Origin of the sequence: Sorangium sp. So ce1504, assembly GCF_051521635.1 — a bacterium.
Lineage (GTDB): Bacteria > Myxococcota_A > Polyangia > Polyangiales > Polyangiaceae > Sorangium > Sorangium cellulosum_B.
In genome coordinates, this window is sequence record NZ_CP150365.1 from 10,161,654 (window position 1) to 10,183,965 (window position 22,312).

16 protein-coding genes are annotated in these 22,312 nt (G+C 68.5%); 11 read left to right on the top strand and 5 right to left on the bottom strand.

What is annotated here, in order from left to right:
* Positions 1-23: 23 nt before the first annotated feature.
* Positions 24-1,229: a hypothetical protein gene (locus WMF39_RS38275; RefSeq protein WP_437741407.1), complete on the top strand. Its 1,206-nt coding sequence runs from the start codon at positions 24-26 to the stop codon at positions 1,227-1,229.
* A 499-nt stretch (positions 1,230-1,728) separates the two neighbouring features.
* Here WMF39_RS38275 and WMF39_RS38280 read toward each other — a convergent pair whose 3' ends face one another.
* Positions 1,729-2,526, bottom strand: coding sequence for a hypothetical protein (locus tag WMF39_RS38280; RefSeq protein ID WP_437741408.1), 798 nt, complete (start codon positions 2,524-2,526; stop codon positions 1,729-1,731).
* A 699-nt stretch (positions 2,527-3,225) separates the two neighbouring features.
* A complete protein-coding gene (locus tag WMF39_RS38285) occupies positions 3,226-5,379 on the bottom strand; it encodes a DUF2169 family type VI secretion system accessory protein (protein ID WP_437741409.1) in 2,154 nt (717 codons plus the stop codon).
* Positions 5,380-5,635: 256 nt separating this feature from the next.
* On the opposite strand from WMF39_RS38285, the gene WMF39_RS38290 reads away from it, so the two are divergent.
* The 8 genes from WMF39_RS38290 (at position 5,636) to WMF39_RS38325 (ending at position 15,520) form a co-directional block, all read left to right on the top strand.
* Positions 5,636-7,546 (top strand): type VI secretion system Vgr family protein, encoded by a 1,911-nt coding sequence (locus WMF39_RS38290; protein WP_437741410.1) that lies wholly within the window; start codon positions 5,636-5,638, stop codon positions 7,544-7,546.
* A gap of 224 nt (positions 7,547-7,770) precedes the next feature.
* Entirely contained in the window at positions 7,771-8,844 is a 1,074-nt protein-coding gene (locus tag WMF39_RS38295; protein WP_437741411.1) for a DUF2169 family type VI secretion system accessory protein, read from the top strand.
* Positions 8,841-10,250: a DUF4150 domain-containing protein gene (locus WMF39_RS38300; RefSeq protein WP_437741412.1), complete on the top strand. Its 1,410-nt coding sequence runs from the start codon at positions 8,841-8,843 to the stop codon at positions 10,248-10,250. Before WMF39_RS38295 ends, WMF39_RS38300 begins: the two co-directional genes overlap by 4 nt.
* A 19-nt stretch (positions 10,251-10,269) precedes the next feature.
* Positions 10,270-11,280 carry a hypothetical protein gene (locus tag WMF39_RS38305; protein ID WP_437741413.1) on the top strand — a complete coding sequence of 337 codons (1,011 nt, stop codon included), beginning with the start codon at positions 10,270-10,272 and terminating at the stop codon, positions 11,278-11,280.
* 104 nt (positions 11,281-11,384) lie between these two features.
* Positions 11,385-11,522 carry a hypothetical protein gene (locus WMF39_RS38310; protein ID WP_272104033.1) on the top strand — a complete coding sequence of 46 codons (138 nt, stop codon included), beginning with the start codon at positions 11,385-11,387 and terminating at the stop codon, positions 11,520-11,522.
* A gap of 1,639 nt (positions 11,523-13,161) precedes the next feature.
* Positions 13,162-13,701 (top strand): hypothetical protein, encoded by a 540-nt coding sequence (locus WMF39_RS38315; protein WP_437741414.1) that lies wholly within the window; start codon positions 13,162-13,164, stop codon positions 13,699-13,701.
* Entirely contained in the window at positions 13,698-14,309 is a 612-nt protein-coding gene (locus WMF39_RS38320; RefSeq protein WP_437741415.1) for a hypothetical protein, read from the top strand. The genes WMF39_RS38315 and WMF39_RS38320 overlap by 4 nt, the downstream gene beginning before the upstream one ends.
* Before the next feature lie 113 nt (positions 14,310-14,422).
* Entirely contained in the window at positions 14,423-15,520 is a 1,098-nt protein-coding gene (locus WMF39_RS38325; RefSeq protein ID WP_437741416.1) for a hypothetical protein, read from the top strand.
* A gap of 11 nt (positions 15,521-15,531) precedes the next feature.
* Here WMF39_RS38325 and WMF39_RS38330 read toward each other — a convergent pair whose 3' ends face one another.
* The 3 genes from WMF39_RS38330 to WMF39_RS38340 all read right to left on the bottom strand — a co-directional run bounded on the left by WMF39_RS38330 (position 15,532) and on the right by WMF39_RS38340 (position 20,082).
* Positions 15,532-17,067, bottom strand: coding sequence for a hypothetical protein (locus WMF39_RS38330; RefSeq protein WP_437741417.1), 1,536 nt, complete (start codon positions 17,065-17,067; stop codon positions 15,532-15,534).
* 37 nt (positions 17,068-17,104) lie between these two features.
* On the bottom strand, positions 17,105-18,532 hold the full coding sequence (locus WMF39_RS38335; RefSeq protein WP_437741418.1) for a hypothetical protein: 1,428 nt from the start codon (positions 18,530-18,532) through the stop codon (positions 17,105-17,107).
* 221 nt (positions 18,533-18,753) lie between these two features.
* Complete coding sequence (locus WMF39_RS38340) at positions 18,754-20,082, bottom strand: hypothetical protein (protein ID WP_437741419.1); 1,329 nt, start codon at positions 20,080-20,082, stop codon at positions 18,754-18,756.
* Positions 20,083-20,171: 89 nt separating this feature from the next.
* Here WMF39_RS38340 and WMF39_RS38345 point away from each other — a divergent pair, with 89 nt between their 5' ends.
* On the top strand, positions 20,172-21,290 hold the full coding sequence (locus tag WMF39_RS38345) for an RNA polymerase sigma factor (RefSeq protein ID WP_437741420.1): 1,119 nt from the start codon (positions 20,172-20,174) through the stop codon (positions 21,288-21,290).
* Positions 21,291-21,410: 120 nt separating this feature from the next.
* On the top strand, positions 21,411-22,307 hold the full coding sequence (locus WMF39_RS38350; RefSeq protein ID WP_437741421.1) for a helix-turn-helix transcriptional regulator: 897 nt from the start codon (positions 21,411-21,413) through the stop codon (positions 22,305-22,307).
* Positions 22,308-22,312: the final 5 nt, after the last annotated feature.

Consider the following 22,312-nt stretch of genomic DNA (forward strand, 5'->3'; position numbering starts at 1 on the left):
CGACGGCGCCCGATCGCGGCTGCGTGGGCAAGTGGCGCTGCGGTTCGGGTGCGCGCGTGCCGTTGACCGTGGCGGCGTTGTTGCGGGCAGCCGCGCGCTGCCAGCGGCGCATCGACCGGATCGACGAGGAGCTCGTCCGTCTCGACCACACAACGGCCCCGCCCGGCAATACCGACTGGCCCACCGAGCGCCAGCACATCCGCCGTGTGCTCAACAAGGCGCGAAAGCTCCAGAACGAGCGGCGCATCCTGCTCCGGCGCCTGGCCAAGGTCGAGCAAGGTCAAATCCCGCCCCAGTACGCAGACCGGGCCCGGCTCTATCGCGGCAGGTTGCTCTTGGACTTGGCCAGAAACCACGCCCGCTCGAAGCCCATGCAAGGCCGGGCGCGCGACCTGGTCGACATTGTCCGCACCTGCGTGGTCGAGCACCGAGAGGCTCTGTTCGGCCAATGGATGATCGACAGCCTCCGCGAGCTCAACACCGCGCGACGTCCGGGCCAGGATCGACGCTTCCTCTACGCCAACGAATGGAATGGCCGTGTCTATCGCTTCCCGCAGCGGTCGTGGATGGCGGACGCGCCCGTCGACGACGACCACCCCGCCCACTCGGTCACCATGAACTTCGCCAACACCGAGGACTTCAGCCCGTCCGCCGCCCTCGAGGATCTGTTCACCTGCGACGCCCATCCCATCGCCATCGAGTGCATGAGCGCGCTGCACATCTGCTTCTTGCGCGCCTTCATGAAGACGGTCGGCACGGCGGCCCTCGACGCGGTCACCGAGGACATCGTGCAAGTCGCGCCGGGAGACGAGGGCAGCGTGAGCAAGCTGCGGGTGGCGCTGGCGGTGGACTCCGTCGACCAGCTGCGCCCCGGCGATTGGGTGTATTTCTACAATCATCCAGGCTACGTGAAGCGCCACCGCGACAGCTCCTTCGCCACCTGGCAGGGTGCCAATGCCGTCTATCTCGGCAACGTCGGCGGCGAGCCGCGCTTCAGCACGTTCGATTCGCAAGACCCGGCGTGGACCGAAGCCGAGTTCGTGGCGTTCCTGCTGCAGGAATACAACCGCGAACCGGGCGGCCCGAACAGGGGACAGCTGGCAAGCAGGTTCCCCAAGCTAGCTTCGTCCGACGACGTCCCCGGTCTGCGTTGCCCGAATCCCGAGCAGCGGGGGCGGATCAGCCCGGTCTATCGCATCAACGTTCAAGAGCTGGCGCGCTGGCGCTGAGGCGCTCGCGAAGCAAGCAGCTCTCCGACCGGCGCCAAGACGCCATTTCGTTGGGCGACGCTGGGCTTCGATGCGGATGGTCACCGGTCCGCGAAGAAGATCCACGCCATGACCAGCACGATCACAAGCATTGCTGTGGTCTTCACGCGTGCTCGCGAGGGCAGGTCAGGGCGCCGCGCAGCGGTAGGCCTCTCCGACGTCTGCGATGCGGTCTCGAGCATCTCGGCGAGGATCGCGGCACCGTCTACCTTCGTGCGGACCGCCTGTGGTCCTCCTCCGCGAAGACTGGCTTCAAAGCCGATCCGAGCGACATTAAATCACACATTCTGCTGCACTCAACAGGGAGCTTGGCAGCATTCGTCAGTCATGAGCTGCCATTCAGAGTTGCGGCGCCCCCTTCGAACGCGCTGGGCAGCACAAGATCGTCATCGAAAAGACGATCGAGAGGAAGGAATAGGCAGCAGCCGTTCGAATAACATCTGGCCGCATCCGTCAACCGTCAGGAGAGCACGTCGGCGGCGGTCTTCGCCCCGAGGACGTTATCGAGCCAACGGTCGAGGGTAGCGATGTCCGTGCATGCCTGGATGCGCGCACGTTCGCTCTCGGTGAGCATGATCTCTGCCCGCGCAAGCAGCCGTAGCAGCGTGTCCCTCTTGCCCTTGAGCTCGCCCTCACGTAGGCCCTTGAGCTCGCTGCGATCCATGAGCTCCCGCACGAACGGAAACCTCGCCTCGCCTTCGATCTGCCGTTCCATGACCAACGCCTCCAGAGCCCGCCGCATGGGCTCACGCAACCCGCTCCAGATGACCTGAAAGTAGACCATCGCGTGCTCCTGGTCGAGCCGGCCCAGCGCAACGAGCGCGGCCTTGACCACGGTGAGCCCGTTCGGCCCGTTGCCGTGCGCCACCGCCGAGAGCACGGCCAGCTCGGCGTCCTTCTCCGCCTCGGCTGGGTCGGTGATCTCGGGGACGACGGCCGGGCCGAGCACCAGCGGCGCGACGTTTCCGAGGCCCAGGCCGAGGTCGATGTTCTCCGCCGCCCAGGCGGCCACGCCGGCGTCCGGAGCGATCACGAGGACGACCGTGCCGCAGCGCTTCCTGGCGCGCACGACCGTGACATACGTCGGCCACGAGAACTTCTTGTCTGGATCCATGTCGCGCTGGACCTCGATGACGATCGCCAGCACGAGCGCACCGCTCGCGTCTCGAAGCTCGAGCACCAGGTCAGCGCGGAACTCCACCGGGATGAGCTGGTCGAGCGACGATTCGACCGCCCCGATCGAGGTGTGTGGCGGCACCTCGATGTGGAAGAGCGTCGCGAGCCAGTGGGGCGCGAGCTCGGGGTGCTCGCGGAACGAATCTGCGGTGCCGAACCGTCGCGTTCCGTCACTTTCGTCGAGATTTCGGGGGAGCGTGACGACGGATCGCAGCCCCTCGGAAGGCGCAGGCCCAACGTGGGCCCAGCCGGCGAGCCTGGGACGTGTTGAGCTCGCGCCGGCCGACCCGTCGCCTCGATCTGCGCTGGTTGACTCGCTCGCCCGCACGCTGAGCCGCGCTGTCGCGCTCGGTGATATAGAGGCCGCCCGGGTGGTTCACGAGGCGATCGGTCGGCTGCTCGGGCTGTCGGCGGCACCGAAGGGGCGAGCAAGGTCGCGCCGACAGTAGCAGGCTGCATAGACGAGGCACCGAGGTAGGACAGACGCGGAGAGCCGCGGAAGCCGAGCCACGTCGGCACGGTCCGCTTAGTCCTGGCTCTGCCGGGGCCTGGGTACCGCCGACCCCTGGCAGCGCAACGGGCCGACGACGCGCCGCGCTCGGTCAACGACCTCGCGAGGTCCGAGAAGCCCTGCGACGCGGCGAAGGCCACCCCAACATCACCGCCGCGGAGAGGCATAACGTGCTCTTGATGGGTACGATGGGCTCCGGTCGAGCCGGAGGGCCCAGGCCCATGCGGTTGTGCCTACCTTAGAAGCTCCCGCCGCTCAGCGCGCCCGCCTTCAAGCTTCGTCCGCCTTCCGCATTGCAGCCCGCACCGCTGCCGCCGCCTTCTTGTCTTTCACGATCCTCTCCAGCCACACCCGCCGGATCCGCATCATCGACTCATCCGGCAGGCCCAGCTCGGCCAGTGCCGCCTGGCCCTGCCCCTGCTCGGCCGAGATCACAAGCTGTGCGTACTCGCCCGCTGTGATCGGCCCGCGCTCCTTCTCGAGTGCCGCCACGTAGGCCGCGTCGTACGCTGACAGGAGCTTCTTCTTCCGGCGCGCGATCTCGTCCTGGATCTCGTCAAGCCACTGTTCGTGCAGCGACTGCCAATTCTTCGGCGTGAGCTTCTCCGCTTTGAGGATGGTGTCGCAGTCCGCCGGCCGCTGCGCGAGCTTGGCCGCAATGACTGCGCAACGCTCGATGGGGTAGGCCGCGAGAGGCGGTGCGGGCTCCTCCGGCGCGGGGAGCGGACCAGGCTTTTTCGCCTGGGTGTCAGGCTCGGGCGCCTCCTCTGCCGAGGGCTCCATCGCCCCCATGTCTGGCCTCGCCAGTGGGCCGAGCATGGCAGGAGGGGCGGGCTCCTTTGCCGTCAGGGGCGGAGACCTCGCATCGCGCTCAGGCGCAGGCGGCGCGTGCAGCGCAGGCGACAGCGCTGGAGGGATCGCGACAAGCGGCGGACGCAGCACCTTGTCAGGAGCCTCTGCTGGCTCCGCCCCTCGCGGCGAAGACTCTGCTTGGTGACGTAGCGCAGGCTCAGCTCGCTCGCCCTGCACGAATGGCAACGCGGGTTTCGCGGCGACCAGTGAAGCCGCGCTGGTGGCAGTGGGCGCATCGGCGGGCGGCTGCGCCGCGGCTGCCGGAGTGGGTACCGCGGCTGCTCGTGGCGCGGCCTGAACGAACGCAGCGGCCGCGGCCTCGAGGTGCTGTGCCCGACTCGACGGGGGTACCGCGGCCGCCGGCGGCGCGGACTGCACGAAGGGGGGGACTGCGAGGCGCTGCGCCGGGCTCGACGGGGGAGCAGGTTGGCCCGCGGGCACTGTGGCGAACGGTAGGGCCGGCCGGGAGACGGCGAGATCCTGATTCACGTCCAACGGCAGGGTGCAGACCTCAGGGTCATCCTCGTTGTGCACGGCGCTATCGCCATCGTGCGCCTGGTCGTAGGACGCTTGGAGCCCGATCTCGCTCATCGCGCCGCCGCCGGCCCGGCCGCTCGCGAGCCCCACTCCAGAGCTGCTGGCCACGCCCTCGCTGTCGTTACTTACGAGGGTCTGATAAGGCCCCTCCAGCGCGACCAGGATCTGCCCGGCCTCTTGCGGCTCTCGGAGCGGGACCTGGCCGCGCCAGGTCACCGTGCAGATGCAGCGGTCGGTGTTGATCCAGAGCAGATCGGGCCACATGGCGACGCCCTGCGAGGGCTCGCCAGGGCGGTCGACGTAGGCGCGGGGGTGGAGCCCCGGGAGGCTCGTGACGAGGTGCGGGTGCTCGGGGTGGAGATGCTCGAGGATGAGCCGCTCGTCATTGCGGAGCGCGGTGGTCTGCTGGTCGACCGGCGCGGCGTTGAAGTAGCTGACGTCGAGGTCCGGGGGCAGGGGCTGGCGGTGCCAGTCGTTGCCGGGGAACGTGGCCGCGTAGCGCCCCAGCTTCTGCCGGCGGGTGGGCCATCCGGAGGCAACGGGTCCAAATCCCACGGGCTCGATGACGTCGTCCGGCCCGATGACGACAACGCCTGGACGCTGGAGGTTGGGGAGGTTGCGTCGCCCGTGGATGTCGCGAGCATGGGGGGGCATGCCGACGGGGTTGGAGGTGCCGGGGCCGCCGCCCGCGTACTCCCAGAGCAGCGGCATCCTGGTGAAGCGCGAGCTCTGATCGAGGACGCCGTGCTGCGTGAAGCTGCGAGCTCCGTAGACCTCGATGGCCTTGTCGATGTCATTCACGATCACGCGGGCAGTGAGGGATCGGACTGCCGTGCCGTTGGGCGAGAAGGCGTGGCCAACGAGGACGACGTCCGCCCGGGCGCGGTGGGGGACGAAGTCGGAGGCCGCATAGAGACTCCAGCACGCGTCGTCGCGCCAGTGGCGGTCGGATAGGTGGAGCGGCTCCTGCTCGGCCGCGAGGGCACACACACCGGGGTACAGCTTGAACGTGCTTTTACAGACGAACGTCTGCATCCAGGCGCCTGGATGGGGTTGCCACACGACCAGGCCAACGGGGAGCTGCGAAAGGGAGACGACCTTCACTCCGCCGGCGATACTGCAACCATCAACACGAGGCGTCAATGTGTGGGCGTTCGACCGTCTGAACGGCCGCACCGGCGGAGCCCTGAGCGTACAATGCGCGCGGGCCCCTCTTGCGGACAGGGATGGCTGCCGGATAGCATCGGCTGTCCGCTCTACAAGCGCAGGGTAGACCGGGCTAGGAATGCCCATGGCCGACACGCACCCGATCATGCGAAACAAGGGAACCGGACTGAGCTCGGGGGTCTACCGAGTCGAGGCGCAGATCGCGTCGGGCGACATGCTCGATGTGCGTCGCTTCCAGGTCACCGAGCGGATTTCCTCGCTCTTCGAGGTCCAGATCGTCGCCGTATCGGACAACCCGGATATCGACTTCGAAGCCGTCATCGGCCAGCCCATGACCTTCACCGCGCACGCGAATCAGACCCGCGTCTGGTCCGGACTGTGCAGTCACCTCCAGCAGGTGGCCGTCGAGGAGCGCTACCTCTCCACCTACGAGCTGACCCTGGTCCCGCGGCTCTGGCTCGCCACCCAGCGCCGCAACTACCGCATGTTCCAGCACAAGTCGGAGGTCGACATCGTGCTGCAGCTCCTCGGCGAGTGGGGCATCTCCCCCACGCGGCGGCTTGCCGGCGAGTACAAGAAGCGCAAGTACCGCGTCCAGTACGGCGAGAGCGACTACACCTTCATCAGCCGCATGCTGGAGGACGCCGGGGTGAGCTTCTACTTCGACAACGGCGGAGAGAGCCGGCTCGTCCTCGACGACCGCCCCCAGGCGAACGTCGCCCGCGTGCCCATCACTTACCGCGATCACCCGACCGACGCCGACCGCGAGCACGTCACCAAGGTCGTCGTCGGCCGCCGCCTGCGACCCGGCAGGTACACGGTGCGCGACCACGACCACCGGAGGCCCGCGAACTACAAGCTCCTGGCCACCGCCTCCGGCGCCGGCCCCGTGGAAGATCAGCTGGAGCGCTTCCATTATGTGCCTGGCGCGTTCCTGTTCGAAAGTCAAAAGGGCGAGAGCTCGCCGACAGCCGACGATCAGGGCAAGTACCGCGCGGACGAGTCCGAGGGCGAGGCGCTCGCTCAGCGTCGGCTGGAGGCGAAGCGCGCCTCGGCACGGGAGATCGTGTTCAAGACCAACGTCATCGATCCCGCACCGGGCGCCGTCCTCTCGTTCCTCGAGCACCCGAAGAGCGAGCTCGGTCCCGACAAGAAGCTGCTCGTCCTCGAGTCCCAGCTCTCCGGCGAGGTACCGGCCGAGTGGGAGCACTCCTGCGTCGCCGTGAGCGCCGACGCGCCCTACCGACCGCCGCTGCGCACGCGCAAGCCCCGCGCGCAGGGCGTCGAGAGCGCCACGGTGGTCGGTCCGCCCGGCGAGGAGATCCACGTCGACGAGTTCGGCCGCGTGCGCGCCCACTTCCACTGGGACCGCGAGAGCAAGATGAACAACGACTCGTCGTGCTGGATCCACGTCAGCCAGCCCTGGGGCGGCGCCGGCTTCGGCGGGACCAACCTGCCGCGCATCGGACAGGAGGTCATCGTGGACTTCCTCGGCGGCGATCCCGACCGGCCCATCATCGTCGGCCGCGTGTACACCAACCTCCAGAAGACGCCCTACTCGCTGCCCATGAACAAGACGCAGAGCGGCTGGAAGAGCAACTCGAGCCCGTCCACGTACGGCTACAACGAGATCATGTTCGAGGACAAGGCCGGTAGCGAGCTCGTCAGGATGCAAGCCGAGAAGGACCTCCACAAGCTGGTCAAGAACGATCAGGAGACGACGATCGGCCGCGACCGGACGACGGGGATCGGCCACAACGAGGACGTCACGGTCGGCAACAACGCCACGAAGAGCGTGCTGAATAGCCTGCGCGAAGCGGTGGGGATGATCCGCGCCCGCGCCGTGGGTGTCGACGAGGTAGTGCAGATTGGCCGGAATCAGACCATCGACGTCGGGGAGAAGATCGAAATCACGTGCGGCAAATCGAAGTTCGTGATGGACAAGGACGGCAACATCACGCTCAAGGGCGTTAGGATCCTGGTCGATGGGAGCGAGCATGTCCAGGTCTTCGGCGATCCGATCGATCTCAACTAGCCCTGAATGCGGTCGCAGAAAGCGGTTCGAGCCCGGAGCTTCATGCCGAGCCACATCCCGCGGCGTCCCGTCCGGTGTCGTCCTTCTTGGTGTCCATGCAGGGACCAAGATCGAGTTCGTCATCGATCCTACCTGAGCAGTGCCATGCTGGCCGTGAATCGAACCGCCTTTGCTGCGACGCACCTCATCGACGGCACCCGCGTCGCCGTCCACCGCCGCTAGCCATGTTGGCCGCCAACGCGACCCCCTTCGCCGCGCTAGGGTTCGAGCAGAAGCACCGTGACGGCGCAGCCATGGCCGTCGTCGCGGCAAGGGGCACGCTTCTACTCTCGCCCGAAGGCCGGCTGTCGATCGCCCCCGATCAATCCTTGATCCTCGCCGACGAGTACGAGGGTGATCCGCATGCGACACCGATGCTCCGGGTCGGCCTGCTCATCCCTTTCAAGCCCGCGGCCGACGTCACCCTCCTCGCTGATGGCCACGCCCCCGGGGGCGTGGCCGCGCACGTCTGGCAGGTGGGCGCGCGCGTCGGGGAATACACGCGCTTCCTGAGGGCGTATGCGCCGCGCGCGTTCGAGCCGGACGCCGGCGGGTTTCGGCTTTCCACGGGAGAGCCGGCGGCCCGCGCGTCCATCGACTACCGATCGGCCGCCGGCGGCATCGTCATCGGCGATCCCGAGGGCAACGTCGACGCGCGCAACCCCATCGGCCGGGGCGTCCTCGATCGCCGCCACACGCCGGCCGATCGCGCCTACCCCGCGCCCACCATCGACAGCGAGGCCGAGCCTGTGGGCGACCCGGCGGCGCGGCCAGAACCGCAGGGCTTCGGGCCCGTGCCGCCCTGGTGGCAGTTTCGCAGCCGCTTCGCCGGCACCTACGACGACGCCTGGCTGGCGACTCGCCACCCTCAGCTCCCCGCCGATTTCGACTATCGCTTCTACCAGACCGCGCACCCCGGCCTGGTCTTGCCCGGCCATCTCCGCGGCGACGAGCGCGTCGAGCTCCAGGGCCTCACGTCGGGGGGCGGCGCGCTCGCGTTCACGCTGCCCGGCCACTCGCTCTGGGCCTGGTTCAAGTGGGAGCGGGGGCGCCGCGTCGCGGTGCGCCTCCACCTCGATGGCATGCACATCGATGTCCGCGGCGAGCCGCCTTGGTCTGTCCAGCTCACCTGGCGCGCCTGGGTGGCCATGTCGCAGGGCTTCGATCGTATCGATCTCGCTGCCGCGAGCCTCGAAGAGGCCGCGGCGCTGCCGTGGTGTGACGAGCGAGGGCTCGTGAGCCCGGGGAGCGACGCATGAGCATCCCGCGCGAGGGCAGCCGCGACATAGGCGAAGGCATCATCGTCTCGACCTGCCCGGATGTCTGCAAGACGCCGGTCGGCCCGGCGCTCGTCCCCATCCCTTATTCGATCTACGCAAGGCAGAACCAGGCGGCCGTGGACACCGCGACCACCGTGCTGCAGACCGGCGATCGGTCGCACAACATGGGATCGAAGGTGACGACCTGCCAGGGTGACGAGCCGGGCAGCGGGCTCGGGGTCAAATCGGGCACGGTGGGCAGCGTCTGCGAGCCCAAGACCTACTCGCCCACCGTGCGCATCGAGGGCAGGAACGCGATCCGCCACGACGACGCCTGGTGGATGAACGACCGCAACACTGAGGGGAAGCTCATCTTCGTGCGGGACACGCGGGTGATGAGCGCCAGCGACCGCCCGGTCCAGGTCGCCTTTCTCGACACGACGGGGGCCTACACGGGCACGGGCACGGCCACGACGCCGGGGAGCGCGCCCGCCGCGGGGCCCATGGGGGCGGCCGCCAGGCTCAACGCGCTGCTCGGCCTCGGTGCGCTGGGAGCAGGCCTCGGGGAGATGGCCGGTCAGTATTACATCGGCAATGAAGGCATGTTCGCCCGGAGCATCGATCAGCACCTTTATGGCCAGATGAGCGCCGACCAGCGGAGTGCCGCGTATGGATCGAGCGGCTGGTACTGGAACCAGGTAGATAGCACCAACAATCAGCTCTCGCTCAAGGCGGGCACCCTCGTCGACTTCCGCCAGATGACGCCCGAGCAGCTCGAGCAGCTCGTGAGGCAGCCGTGGCCCTCGGCCGAGAAGATCCGGCAGAACGCCGAGCGCCTGCGGGCGCAGCGCGCGCGACAGGAGGAAAATGCGCGGCTCGCCGCCGCAGCGGGCAACGTGCGCGTGACGCGCGAGCGAGACCGGCCTTGCAACGTCGGCCCATACAGGACTATCCGCGGCACGTGCGAACCCGGCTACCAGGCGCACCACATCGTGCCCGACTACACCCTTCGTTATGGCACGAGGGCCGAGGGCGAGGCGGGGATGAAGCGCATCCCCAACTTCCCGTCATTCGGCGACGGGCCCGCCATCTGCCTCCAGGGCAACGCCGGCGACGACGGCTCGGAGCACTGGGAGGCGCACGGCGTGGACGCGAGCATCGCCCAGCTGGGCGTGAACGGCACGCCGCCGGGGACGACCGCCATCGGCAGCATCATCGACCTCTCGGAGAATCAGGTCGTCAATCTCCGCCGGGAGTGCGAGGCGCAGATCCGCGCCGCGGTGCAGGCGGGCTTCGCCGGGGTTGACCGCGCGCAGCTCGGCCGCACCACCATCATGCCGACCGTGGCCGGGAGCCCGCAGTACGAGGCGCTCAGCACCGGCATGCGCCCGGGCGGTCGCTACTGAGGTCGAGGGAGACATCACCATGACGACGCCGCTCACCTTTACCCGCGCCAAGGCCGCTGCCGCGGACTTCCTCTGTGTCGCCGGCGTGCCAGACGGCCAGGAGCCCTTCACGCCGTTCACCCGGCTCTGCCGTTACGATGCCGGCGATCCGGGGCCGGTGAAGTGGTTCTACGACGACCTCCAGGTCGCGGTCACCTCGATCGCCCGCTTCACCCCCGCGCCCGGCGCGCCGACCTCGTTCTGCGTGCTCTCCGCCGAGGGAGACGTCGTGCTCGTGCGGTCACCGTTCCCGCGCGAGAAGATCCCCGGCGCCGGCATCACCTCGCCCGACGCCGAGCGCTGGGGGCGCCTCGCGCGCCTCCGCCCTGTCGGCGACCACCTCTACGCCTGCGGCGACGGGGGGCAGGTCTATCGCCGTATCGGCGGAGACTTCGGCGCCGGCCGCTGGGAGCACCTCGATCGCTCGCTCTTGCAAGATCCCGAGGAGCGGGCCCGGGCGCTCCTGCGCGCGCCGAGCTCGCCGGCCGCGGAGCACAAGGTCTTTTACTGCGTCGACGGTCCACGCGAGGACGAGATCTACGTCACCGGGACGCGCGGCACGATCCTCGTCTGGGACGGCGCCACGTTCACCGCTCTCCCGCCCGTCACGGCCGCGGCGCTGGTGAGCATCTTCGTCGAGGACGAGAAGCGCATCTGGATCTGCGGGCGCGAAGGCACGCTCCTCCGCGGCAACCGGCGCGAAGGCTTCCGCGCGGTCGCGGTCTCGGGCCGGCGCCAGATGTTCACGTCGATCACCAGGCACGACGGCCGGATCTACCTGGCAAGCGGCGCCAATCCGCGCGGCCTCTTCACCTACGAGCGCGGCAGCCTCCGGCGAGTCTCGACCGGGCTCGTGCCCGAGATCGAGGACGCGCACACGGTCGACAGCGTCGGCGGCGCGCTCTGGGTCGTCGGCTCGAAGGACATCGTGCGCCTCGAGGGCAGCCGCTGGGAGCGGATCGACCACGTCGACAACGCTCCCATCCGTTGACACTTGACGGTCATCGTCATCGGATGATGTGCGCGTGGTTAGCGCGGGATGCCCCGCGAGTGGTGCGAGGTGAGGATGCGAATCGTCTTGTCGCGCCTACACGCATGACACCGCCCAGGCCCGGCGTGGAGGCAATCACCTCGGATCCGTACCCCGCGGCCGACGTCATCGAGCCGCCGCATCCGCACGCGCACGCGCTCGGGCTGGCCCTGGCGATCGCGGTCGTGACCCTGCGCCGATGACCGCCACCCGGTGCCCTTCCTCAGACACCGACGTCGCTGTGAAGGCGACCCCGACGGGGGGCTCACCGCTGCCTCCGCCACCGGTGCCGCCCGGGCTGCGGCCGTGCCGTGGTGCCGCGGCGGGCTGGTGCCGCGGAGGGCCAGAGCCGCCGTGTGGTGCACGGAGCTCGGCGGGCGCGCTGAGGGGTCGCACACGGTGAGAGATGCTGCGCGTGATGCCTGCGAATGCGCCTTCTCGGGCGTCAGCGGCTCCGCAGGGTAGCCGAGCCTACTGTTTGAGGCGCTTCGACCTGAAGGAGATGATCCGCGACGCGGTCCACCCGACCGAGCTCACGTTGCCAGCGAATCGACGCCGCCGTCTGCCTGGTTGAGTACGCGGGGGGCGGCGGCTGCGGAGATCAAGGGCACGCCGGGCGCTCCGCGGGAGCGGCTGCGGCCACATGATGGACGCACGCGAGCTCGGGATCGCGCCGGCGTCGCGCTGCTTGGCGCCGAAGCAGACGGCGGCTGCGGGGTCGAGGTAGGCGCCGGCGCGCGCGGAGCCGTCGCCAGCGTCGGGGTTCATCTGGATGACCTCGCGCGCGAAGTCGGCACGGCGCGCATGGGCCAGCTGGCGCCCGTTCTGGGCGGCGTATATGGCGCTCGAGCAGACAGGCCGCAGGATCGAGGTCCGCGCCCGCTCCGCGCGCGGAGATCGAGGTGGACGCCGGCGAGTTCGGGGCCGTCGATGTCCGTGTGCTCAAGCGCGTCGGGCCAGGCCGTCACTCGTTGCGAGCGCTGGCGCCCAAGCCGCGCGTGGTCGCGGCACTGCAGAATCGTGAGGCACGCGGCCCGCCCTTGTCGCGCGGGCGACGATGATCGAAGACCCGCGGCTGCGCAGCGGCGTGGTCGAGCTCTTGATCCGTCAGTTCTCCCGCTCCGCTCGCCGGCGTACGGCGCGGTGTGATCGAGGTGATGGCGCTCCTGGGCGATCTGCAACGCATGCGCGAGGTGATCGGCTTAGGCGCGGCTCAGCAGCTCGACGACCCCGAGAGGCCGCCGGGGCAACAGCGGCGACGCCCTCGAGCAGCGGAGCGGCCTGCGGGATCGTCCGGGCTGCGGGGCCCGCGGAGCCTTAGCTGGCCATCCGTAGCCGGTCTCATGGCTGCCTGTCGATGGGCCACGACGCGTGACGCTCGCGCCGACGCGGACACGCGAGCGACGGCGTGCAGTTCCAGGCGCGTGAGCGCTAGCGCGTCGTCGCCGCCGACCGCGCAGGCCACCGTCAGGCGCCGTGCTCGCGGGCGGCGTGGCCGCACGAGCGACGTCGTGCCACGCCACGCGCGTGGCCGTCACAGCGCGCGGCGACCGCTGCCTGCGCGCGGCGCCGCGCTGGGTCGGGCTTGCAGCCGACACGCGCAGCCCGGGGCGCGTGGTCGGTAGCGCGCTCTCGCGGCGGCGTGGACAAGCAGCTGGCGCCCGCAGGCCGACACGCGCTGGAGCCGCGCAGGTCGCTGCCCGCTGGCGCACGCTCTGGACGGTACGACCCCTGGCCCGTGTAGTGTTCTCGTCTAGATTCCGTTTGACGCCGATCCTGTGATCAGAAGAATGGGCCGCGTCGGCACGTTGCTCACGCGTTGCGGAAGACGGGACGGGGACGATGAGGACGACAGACCGGCAGATCTCATCGTCGGCAGTGTTCGCTCTCCTGCTCAGTGTCGTTCCGACGCAGGCAGACGCATCTGAGCTGAGTGCCGGAATTAGCTTCGGGGGGATCCAGGCTGGCACCGTGACGCACCTGGCGGTGAGTCCGCACGCGGGAATATCGTGGCGCATCAACGGCAACATCCTATTCAATGTTCACGATCTCCTCAGCGTCGTGCCTCCAATCCAGATAGGTGGGGCCGGTGTCTACAATAGCACCATCGCCGCTCTCGGATATGGCTGGAAGAATGGCGATTTTAGCGCTGGCCCATCCGTTGCGATCTACTTCATGCCGGCTTGCGGAAGTACATTGTGTGGGCACGTTGCCGGGATGGCGGTAGGCGCGCATGCGCAAACCAACGCGTACGTTGCAGGGCCGCTCGGCGTCTCGGTGAGCGCCAATGTGGATTGGATCGGCGGGAGCAGCCTTGTACTCTCAGGCTACGTGTCCGTGCTTGTCGTCGTCGGTCCTGTGCTTCGATGGAGCATAAGATGAACGCAATAAGAACTCTGCTGATCATTGTGGGCATTGCCATCTGCACGCTAACGGCATGCAACCGGACGGTAGGAGACTGCTATCCCATCGAGGAGTGGGTGAAGGGCGAAGGTGCAGGTGGACCAGTCGGGCCGCCCGTTCCTGTCTTCACCTCCGTCGCGTCGGGGGACTTCGGGGCGGAGCCGCCGAGCGGGCCGGAGTACGGCAGCGAGCGCAAACTCCAGTGCAACAAAACGGACGACGCAGACGAAGACGAGGACGAGGACGAACGCCCGAGCGACAGCTCGGAGCGGCCGACAGCTAGCCCGACGAGCCCGCCAGATCCCTGCCAGCAGAGCGGCGCTCCGACCATGGGGTGCACAGGCAAAATACCGATCGACCCGCGAGCCTTCAATTTTGTTACGATCGTCGCCTACGATGGAACCGTGAGCGGTTGGCAGGAGGCAAAGGCAGATCTATATTTCGGTCACAATTTGGAGGGTGACGCAGCGTGTTCGGTTATCGTAGGAATGCCCATTCGAAGCGAGCGCTGGGGGGCTGACATCACCAGAGACGGCGGCGATATATGCCGCCAATGTAGCGAACGCATGTGCGGATTTTCTGTATGAGAATGGAGGCCGGGATCTTCCGCAAGGTATATTCTGCGAGAGGCATAAGAGCTGCATGAGGGAGCGTTTCCCCAAGATGTATGAAGAGCTTGGTGCCAGGGTTAAGTGATTCCATGAAACACAGCATCGATGAGCTGCTCGGCATTGTCTATCGATACTATCCACGTGGGGTTGGGCTCACCAAGGATGGCGATATCGACGTCCAGCTCTGCAAGAACACGGAGGAGCACGCTCGGCTCGTGGCCGCGCGGATCCAGGCATCGAAGGACGAGCGCTGGCACTCCATGCTGCGTCGCATCGCAGAACGATTCCCCGGCATGCTCATGAATCACTCGCTACACCTCCCCACCGGCGGCTGGGACGGCTGCTATTCATTTACGATTGATCTGCCAAGATCCGCCGGTGAGCCGATCTGGTTTCATGTGAGCTTCCTGGCTCCTTACTATATTGTCCACAGTTTGCGCACGGTTGAGATCGTGAAACAAACGAAGGACTTGTTCGCGGTCGAATTTCGAGACGTGCGTTTCCTTGTTCATCGAAGCCCATTCGATCCAGGTTTCGTGTCGCGCCCGGACGATAGCCTCAGGTCTGCCGCTATCGGGAAGAGCTACGCTAGCTTCGAACTCTTGCCGGAACAGCAGCCGTGCGCGGAATGGATTTCCCGCGACATCGAAACGACGTTCGGTTGCGAGCGCATGCCGCCGGAGATCGGGACCATGCTCGTGCCCGATGTGACAGCGGGCCTGGGTCTTCCGGGTGAGATCAGGCTCTACGATTGCCTGTTTTCAGATCAGCATACATGGGTGAAGCCATCGCCGCGTGAGATGCCGGCACCAAGCGTAAATATCGAAGCGAGCAACCTGACAGATTCGCTCGTTGCGGTACTCACCGTGCTCGCGGCGACTTATCGAATCGCATGGACTCTGATGCCAGAGGTGCAGAGCGGTTCTTCCTACTGGGTGGTGACGACAGATGGGGTCCTGCACAAAGAGGAAGTTATAAAGGCGCTTGCGAAGATTCGCCTGCTCCTTGAGTCGCCCAAGACTCCTCGCGGCATCGCTGCCAAGCGCGAGCTCGAAGCCGCCGCGCGCGAGCTCGAAGCGCTGATCGCATCGTGGGATGGTGAAGGCGAGCCGCCGGCCGCCATGGTCGCTTGGGCTTCCAGGTTCCTGGCGACTTGGCCCGTGGACTCGGTCGCCGATCTCCCGTGACGTGACTGGGGCTACTCGGGAAAGCGAAGCGTCTCGTGCCTCTCGCCGCTCTGCCCCATCGTGGTCGTGCCATCGTGGTTCCAGCTCATGCCGCCATGGCCCGGCGGTCCGATCTCGAAGATGACGCCCTCGAGCGTGAGCTGGCCCTCGTCGAGGTAGGCGACGCCGATCGAGTCGCCGCCGCGCCCCGGGCCGCCGTAGCCGCCGTGGCCTCCTTCGCCGCCCGGGCCGCCGAAGCAGCCCTGAACGGCGTCCACGTCGGCGGCGCCCGGTGCGCCTCGGCCCCCTCGGCCGCCTTCCTGGGGCGGCCCGCCGTCGCCGCCCCTGCCGCCGGAGATCGTCGTGATCTCGCTGTCGCGCACCGTCACCCGGGCGTGAAGCGCGAGGACGCCGATGGTCGGACGTCCGTTCGCTCCCCCGCGGCCCCCCCGGCCTCCGCAGCCGCCGGCCCCACCCGAGCCTCCTCCTCCGCCTCCCTTGGAAGCCGCGCCGCACACGGCCAGCCCGCCCCGGCGACCGCCGCCGCCGCCGCCCCCCTGGCCCGGGGTGCCCCACGTCCCCTCGCCCCCCGTGTCGCCCTCCCAACCGGCCTCGGTGAGGCGCCCGATGCCCTTGCCGGGCGCGCCCTGCGTTCCCGGAGCCCCCGGGCCCCCGGTGAATCCGCTTTCGCAACGGCGGTTGTCTCGCTCCCCGATGCCGCCGCGCGAGGGCGAAGTGTAGACGGGCTCCCCGTCGCCGCCATCCCCGGCGCTGTCGGGCAGCCCATCCCCTCCCTTGCCACCGACGCTCGTGTGCCCGCTCTCGCACCGGTTCACCGCCGCAGGTCCGCCGGCGACGAGGGGCGCCGAGCACCCCTCGCCAGCGAAATTGCCATCCGGTCCGTCCGGTTGATCGGTCGGCCACTGCTCGCCATCGCTGCCCGCTATTGCACCGTCTGCGCGGATCTCGCTCCGCACGATCTCCACCCCCGTGTTGGACTGGACGAGCACGCCGAGCGGACCAAAAGCCCCAAGGTTGAGATCGGCGAGCGTCGACACCCCGTCCGCGGCCCCGCTGTCCTCGGGACCCGCGGGCTCGACGATCACCATGGGGTCGGCGAGGTCGGCGATCGGCTGGTGAAAAAATGTGGTTCGCGGGATTTCAGGGTCGCGATTCCATCGCCGGCAGTGAAAGCCCCCGAGGAGGTCCACGCCGGAGGGCACCCTGATCTGACGCACCGGAAATCCGTCGTTGCAGATGAACATGCGGCCTCGTCCCGTGCGCGCGAGCTCGACGGCACGCTCGACGGTGGCCACAGGCTTCGCCTTCGTGCCGGGGTTCCTGTCGTCGCCAAAACCGTAGGGTCCAGCGATGAACACGCCACAGCCGTCGTCGAGGATATCGGCGGCGACGTGCTCGGCGCAGACCGACTCCGGGGGCGGCTCTTGCTCGCACGAGGTGCCCTCGCAAGACGGCACGCCAGGGGCGTTCACGTCGGGCGCAGTTCCGCAGCCGGTCGCCCACGGCGACAACAGAAAGACGAAGGTAGCAGCGGTGGTCTTTCTCATGTGCGCATCCTGACGTGCGCTGTCAGCGCAGGGTAGTTCATCGAGCCGGTTCCGGATCTAGCGTATCGAACGGGTACCAGAACAGCGCAATCCCGGCTTTCCCCTGGCCGGGCGAATTTTCGACGGATGCATTGCCGCCGCGGCCACCCTTGCCGGCTTGTCCGGGCAAGACCTTCGCGAGCTCCGTGATGGCCACGGAGGCGCCCACGGAGCCGATGCCGAGCGAGTGGCCCCCGAGACCGCCGCCGGCATCGCCCCCGCGACCGCCGTCGCCTCCAAAGCCGCCGCGGCACCCTCGCGACGCGTCGATCAAAAGACCGTGGCCACCGAGACCGCCATCGACGCCAAAGCCTCCCCACTGGCCCGTTCCGCCGACCCCGCCGTCGCCGCCCTTGGCCCCGAGGACCGTGCTCGCATCGACTGTGAGGTCGCTCCCCTGCAACGCCACGATCGCGATGCTCGCGCCGCCGTAGTCGCCTCCCTTGCCCCCCTTGCCACCGCAGCCGCCACTGCCCCCCGAGCCGCCGGCCGCACCGCCCTGGGGCCGACCTGCCGGACACGCGTTCCTGGCGGAGTCGCGACCTTTGCCGCCCCCGCCCCCGCCGCCGCCCTGACCGGCGCCGCCCTTCGCTCCATCCTTCCCGCGGACGCCGACCCATCCGTACTCGTCCAAGAGGCCAGCGCCATCCGCTCCGGCAGCGCGCTCCGCAGGAGCGCCGTCGGCTCCGTTCTGCCCCTGCCTGCATGCCATGCTGACCGCGCCGGATCCACCCAGGCCGCGCTCGGTCGGATTCCCGAGCGGCTCCGGCAGCCCTGAAGTTCCGTCGCTGCCCGTCTCGAGGCCTCCATCGCCCCCCTGGCCACCCATCGACTCGATCCCATCGCCGCACACGGTCACGACCGGAAGGGCGCCCGGCGCCGCGTCCGCGGTGCAGGCGTCCGCGCCGTCGTTCCCCACCACGCCGGAGCTCGCGCGAACGCTCGGCGCGTCCTCGCCCGGCTCTCCATCCTTGCCATCGCCTGCGAGGATCTTGCTCTGCCGCACGATTGCCCTGGCCCCAGGGCTCAAGATCATCGCGATCGACGACTTGCCGTCATCCGCGGACGCATCCGCCGCCGCGACGCGCACGCCGAAGACCGTTGACGTCGCGTGCTCTTTGTCATCCGCGAGCACCCTCAGCGGGATACCCACCTGCGGAGCGATGATCGTGGGGTGATTCGGTCCGCCGAACGACCCGTCATACGACCAATCGCCGCCGTCACACAGGCGCCCGCCCCAGAGGTCAATCCCCGAGGGCAGCGTGATCTTCTCCGCGAACACCCCGCCGCACGCGTACACGCGCCGGGTCGGCGCCTCGCCGTGGTCTCGACCGTGCGCGGCGAGCCCGATCGCGTGCTGGAGCGTCTTGACCGGCGCTCCCTTCGTTCCGGGGCTGTTGTCGTCGCCCTGCTCGCTGACGAACACGCCACACTTGTCGAGCGCTGGCGCTGTGCCGGGCTCTCCCGCGCACGGGTCAGGCGTGTGCTCCGGATCGGGAGCACACGCCAGCTTTTCCGAGCAATCCTCGGGATAGGCAGCGCAAGCCGTCAGCGTGCTAGCTCCCCACACGCAGACTGCGAGAGCAACGACCGACGTCACGGCGCCTCGGTCTGCCAGCGGACCCATTCTCTCGGCCCCCCGCGTGCTCACCATACCCCCTCGAGTCGCGCGCCGATTTCGTTCCCATTCGCCACGGGCGATACGTTGACCCGATCCTGAGCCGGCTTGAATCTCAGGAAAGAGAAGTCCGTGAAGAAGGACGCGGCAGTCACGGCACCGATGACACCACCCGTGATCACCGTTGCCAGACCGGCGCGGCCGAACGTGTTTCGCGCGTCCTGGAGGTGCGCCAGCTCGCCACATGGCGAGTTCCGAGGTGCGTGCCAGCACATCGACGTGCTCGACGACGGCTCGCTTAGGAGCCAGTCACGCCGGGCGCTCAGGTCGTCATCGAGCTTGCCCGCGTGGATCACGAGGATGGTGCCCACCGCCACGCCAGCCGTCGTGACCGCGATCCCCGTGATGCGCAGCGTCCCCGGCCAGGAGGCCCACGGGGAGGGAGCCTTCGCGCGCGCAGCGGGCAACGTGCGCAAGGCGGGCAGCGGGCGCAAGGCGGGCGGCGTCGCTGGCGCGGTGTCCTTCGTGCTGCTCGCCTCCGTGGCGCTCCCTGCCGCCGCGCGGGACAGCTCCATCGTCATCTCGTGCTCTACGCCCGCCACGCCAAGGAACCCCTGAAACGCGTCCGCGTGGCCCGGTGCACGGCCCCGCACCATGTGTTTGTCCCCCGGCTCGAAGAAGAGCGTATAGGTGCGCGCGGTCCGTCCGACGCGCTCGCCGTCGATGAGCACCTCCGCGTCGGGCGGATCCACCGAGAGCACGAGCGTAGCGACGCGCTTCACTGCCTCGCGCTGGGCTGCCTGGAATCGCCGCTCGAGCGCGTCCGGCAGCGCTTCGCGCTGTTCGAGACTCTTGGCAAGGTGCTCGGCCGCATCGCGATACTTGTGCAACGCGACCTCGCAAAGGCCGAGCTCGCCGGCGATCTCCGCCCGCTCTCGCTCGGTGCTGGTCGTCGGGTCCGCGGCGTCGAAAGCAGCCTTGTAGGCAGCGTATGCCTCGCTCCACCGCCCGGCATTGCGCGCTCTCTGACCACGGCGAACATGGTCCTTCACCGATGAGCTGTCGTTCGGTCCCGCCTTCGGGGGGGACATCGGCGGCGCTGGCAGACTTCGTGAAGTCTGTTGCGCCTTCGGGGGGCCATCATCGGCGCTGGCCGAGGTCGGGAAGCCTGTTGCGGCCCCGAGCGTGAGAAATATCGAGAGCGAATGCGCGATGCAACGCATCCAGGGACGGTACTGACGCCGGCCGTTCGGCGTCAACCGCCAGGAATTGCGACGCCTCGGCCGTTTGCGCGAGAATTGGCGGTCGTATGACGGAATGTGCTCAGTCGTCCTCTGGACCCGCTTTCGCGTGGCCAAAGATGACACCTTACCTTACATTATCCGACCAATATTGCTCGTTGGTTCTTTTTTGAAGCGTTTGGGCCCGCTCAAGTGTGCTGCTTAGCGTGGGCAAGCCACCGACCGTCTTCCCCGGCTTCGAGCTCTTCCGGCGCCTCGCCAGGCGCCACGGCGTGCCGGAGCGAAACGCCGAGGATATCGCTCAGGAAGCGCTGCTGCGCGGGCTGGAGGCCGACAAGCGGCTCGACCCGGGGGCAGACCCAGCGCCGTACCGGGTCACGATCGCCATCAACCAGGCGCGCAATCACGTCCGTGACGCACGCTGCCGCGGCGAGGTGCTGACGTCGTTCGATGAGTGCGAGATCCGAGACGAGTACCCCACGCCGGAAGAGCTGCTCCGGAGACGGCAGCGGGAAAAGTTCACGCGGGAGCTGATAGACCAACTTGATCCCAAGTACCGGGATGTCGTGATCAAGCACGACCTCCAAGAGATCCCGCTCGCCGAGATCGCGGCCGAGCAGGGACTTCCGCTGGACACGGTGAGGACGCGACTCTGGCGGGCGCACCAGGAGCTCCGGGTGCAGCGGGAGCGGTGGCAGGCGCAGGAGCGCTCGCAGGGAAGGGACGATCGCCTCTGCGTGCCGCTCGCACTGGGCTTCGGCCGTCCCGCGTCGTGGGTGGCCTCGCTACGCCGCCTGGGCGTGAGGATCCTCGTTCAGGGTGCGCTCGCCGTGCTGACCGGCGCGCTCGTCTCCTCGGTGTCGTCCCTGCCCGACCTGCAATCGTGGTACGGGGCGGCGGCGGTCCCTGCCACCCCGCCCGCTGCGCAGGAGAGTGCGGCGTCGCCTGCGCGAGACGGCGCGCACAGCGCCGAAGCGCCCGCCGGAGGAGAACGCGCGCACAGCGCCGCAGCACCGGCCGCGCCGATCGCGCGCGGGATGTCGGCGCCGAGGGCGCAAGGAAGCGCGCGCGTGCAGGCGGTGGCGAGCAGCACGCCTGTTCCCTCAACGACGACAGATCGCCGGCCCGCGCCTCCAGCGAGCGCCGTTCGATCGACCGGCAGCGAGCGCGAGCGGAGCCTGATCAACCAGGCTCGGAGGGCCATCGAGGCCCGCAATGTCACGGCGAACGTCGAGGCTCTCCGGCTGCTGAACACCCACGCGCAGGAGTTCCCCCGTGGGCGGTTCGTCGCCGAGCGCGAAGCACTCCTCCGGCAGCTTCGCTGAATCCTCGACTGTTCTTCGGCAGCTCACAGGCGGTGAGCTTGGTGATGTCTTCGGACAGCACAAGGCGAAGATCCGCCTTGCATCCCGACATGAGCGATCACGTCCAGGAGACGAAACGCGATGAATACGATGGAGGATCTACTTGGTGCGATGTGGCTCATTTCGCCGCTCGGGCTCGCGATGATAGCCTGTGTCGCGATCGGCTTTGCGGTCACCGCGCGCGAAGCGCTGGGACGGGAGCGGGGGCTTCGCGAGGCGCGTGAGCACGCGCATGACGACGAGGAGGCAGCCCTCACCGATGCGAAGGAGCAGGCCGTGGGGGACCGCGACCGCTATCGGCGCCTTCTGGACTGTCACGTCGACGCGGCGCTCGCAGAGCTGACAGACGCCCGTGCGCGCCCCGTCCCCCGGCCAGGAAGGGTCCTCGAGTCGCTCTGCGCGACGATGCCTTCGTGGAGGAGGAAGCTGGCCGAGAGCACGGGGTTGGAGCCGAGGGAGGTGGAGCGGCTGCTGAGGAGCGACCTCCCTATGACGCCCGGCCTCGCGCGGCAGCTGGAGGCCTTCACCGGTACGCCGGCGCGGTACTGGGAGCGCCTCTGGCGGCTGCACGACGACTACCGGACAGACGCCGAGGAGACCGTGGTGATCCAGGTCGGCGAGCCCATCACCAAGCGCGAGAGCTCGGTGTGTCCCGCGTCGTCGCCGGTGCAGAGCTCGACACCGCCGACGCTACCTCCGCGCGCGCTCGACGTTCCTCCGCCTGTGGTGCCGTCTCCCGAGCTTGCGGCCAGGAGCCCGCGGGCGAAGCTCCCGCCGCCTCCACAGCAGCGGCTTCGGTCGCCGCTCCCTGTCCGCGCCGCCACGGGGACTGAGCCCGCCCGGCGCGCTGCGACGCTGACGAGCTTCCCGGTGCAGCGTGACGAAGGCGGGCCGGGTTCCGCAACGGCTGCCGATTGGGAGGACGTAGAGCGCTCTCCGCTGAACACGACACTTCCGGGAGTAGGGAGCCATGGGTGAATTGC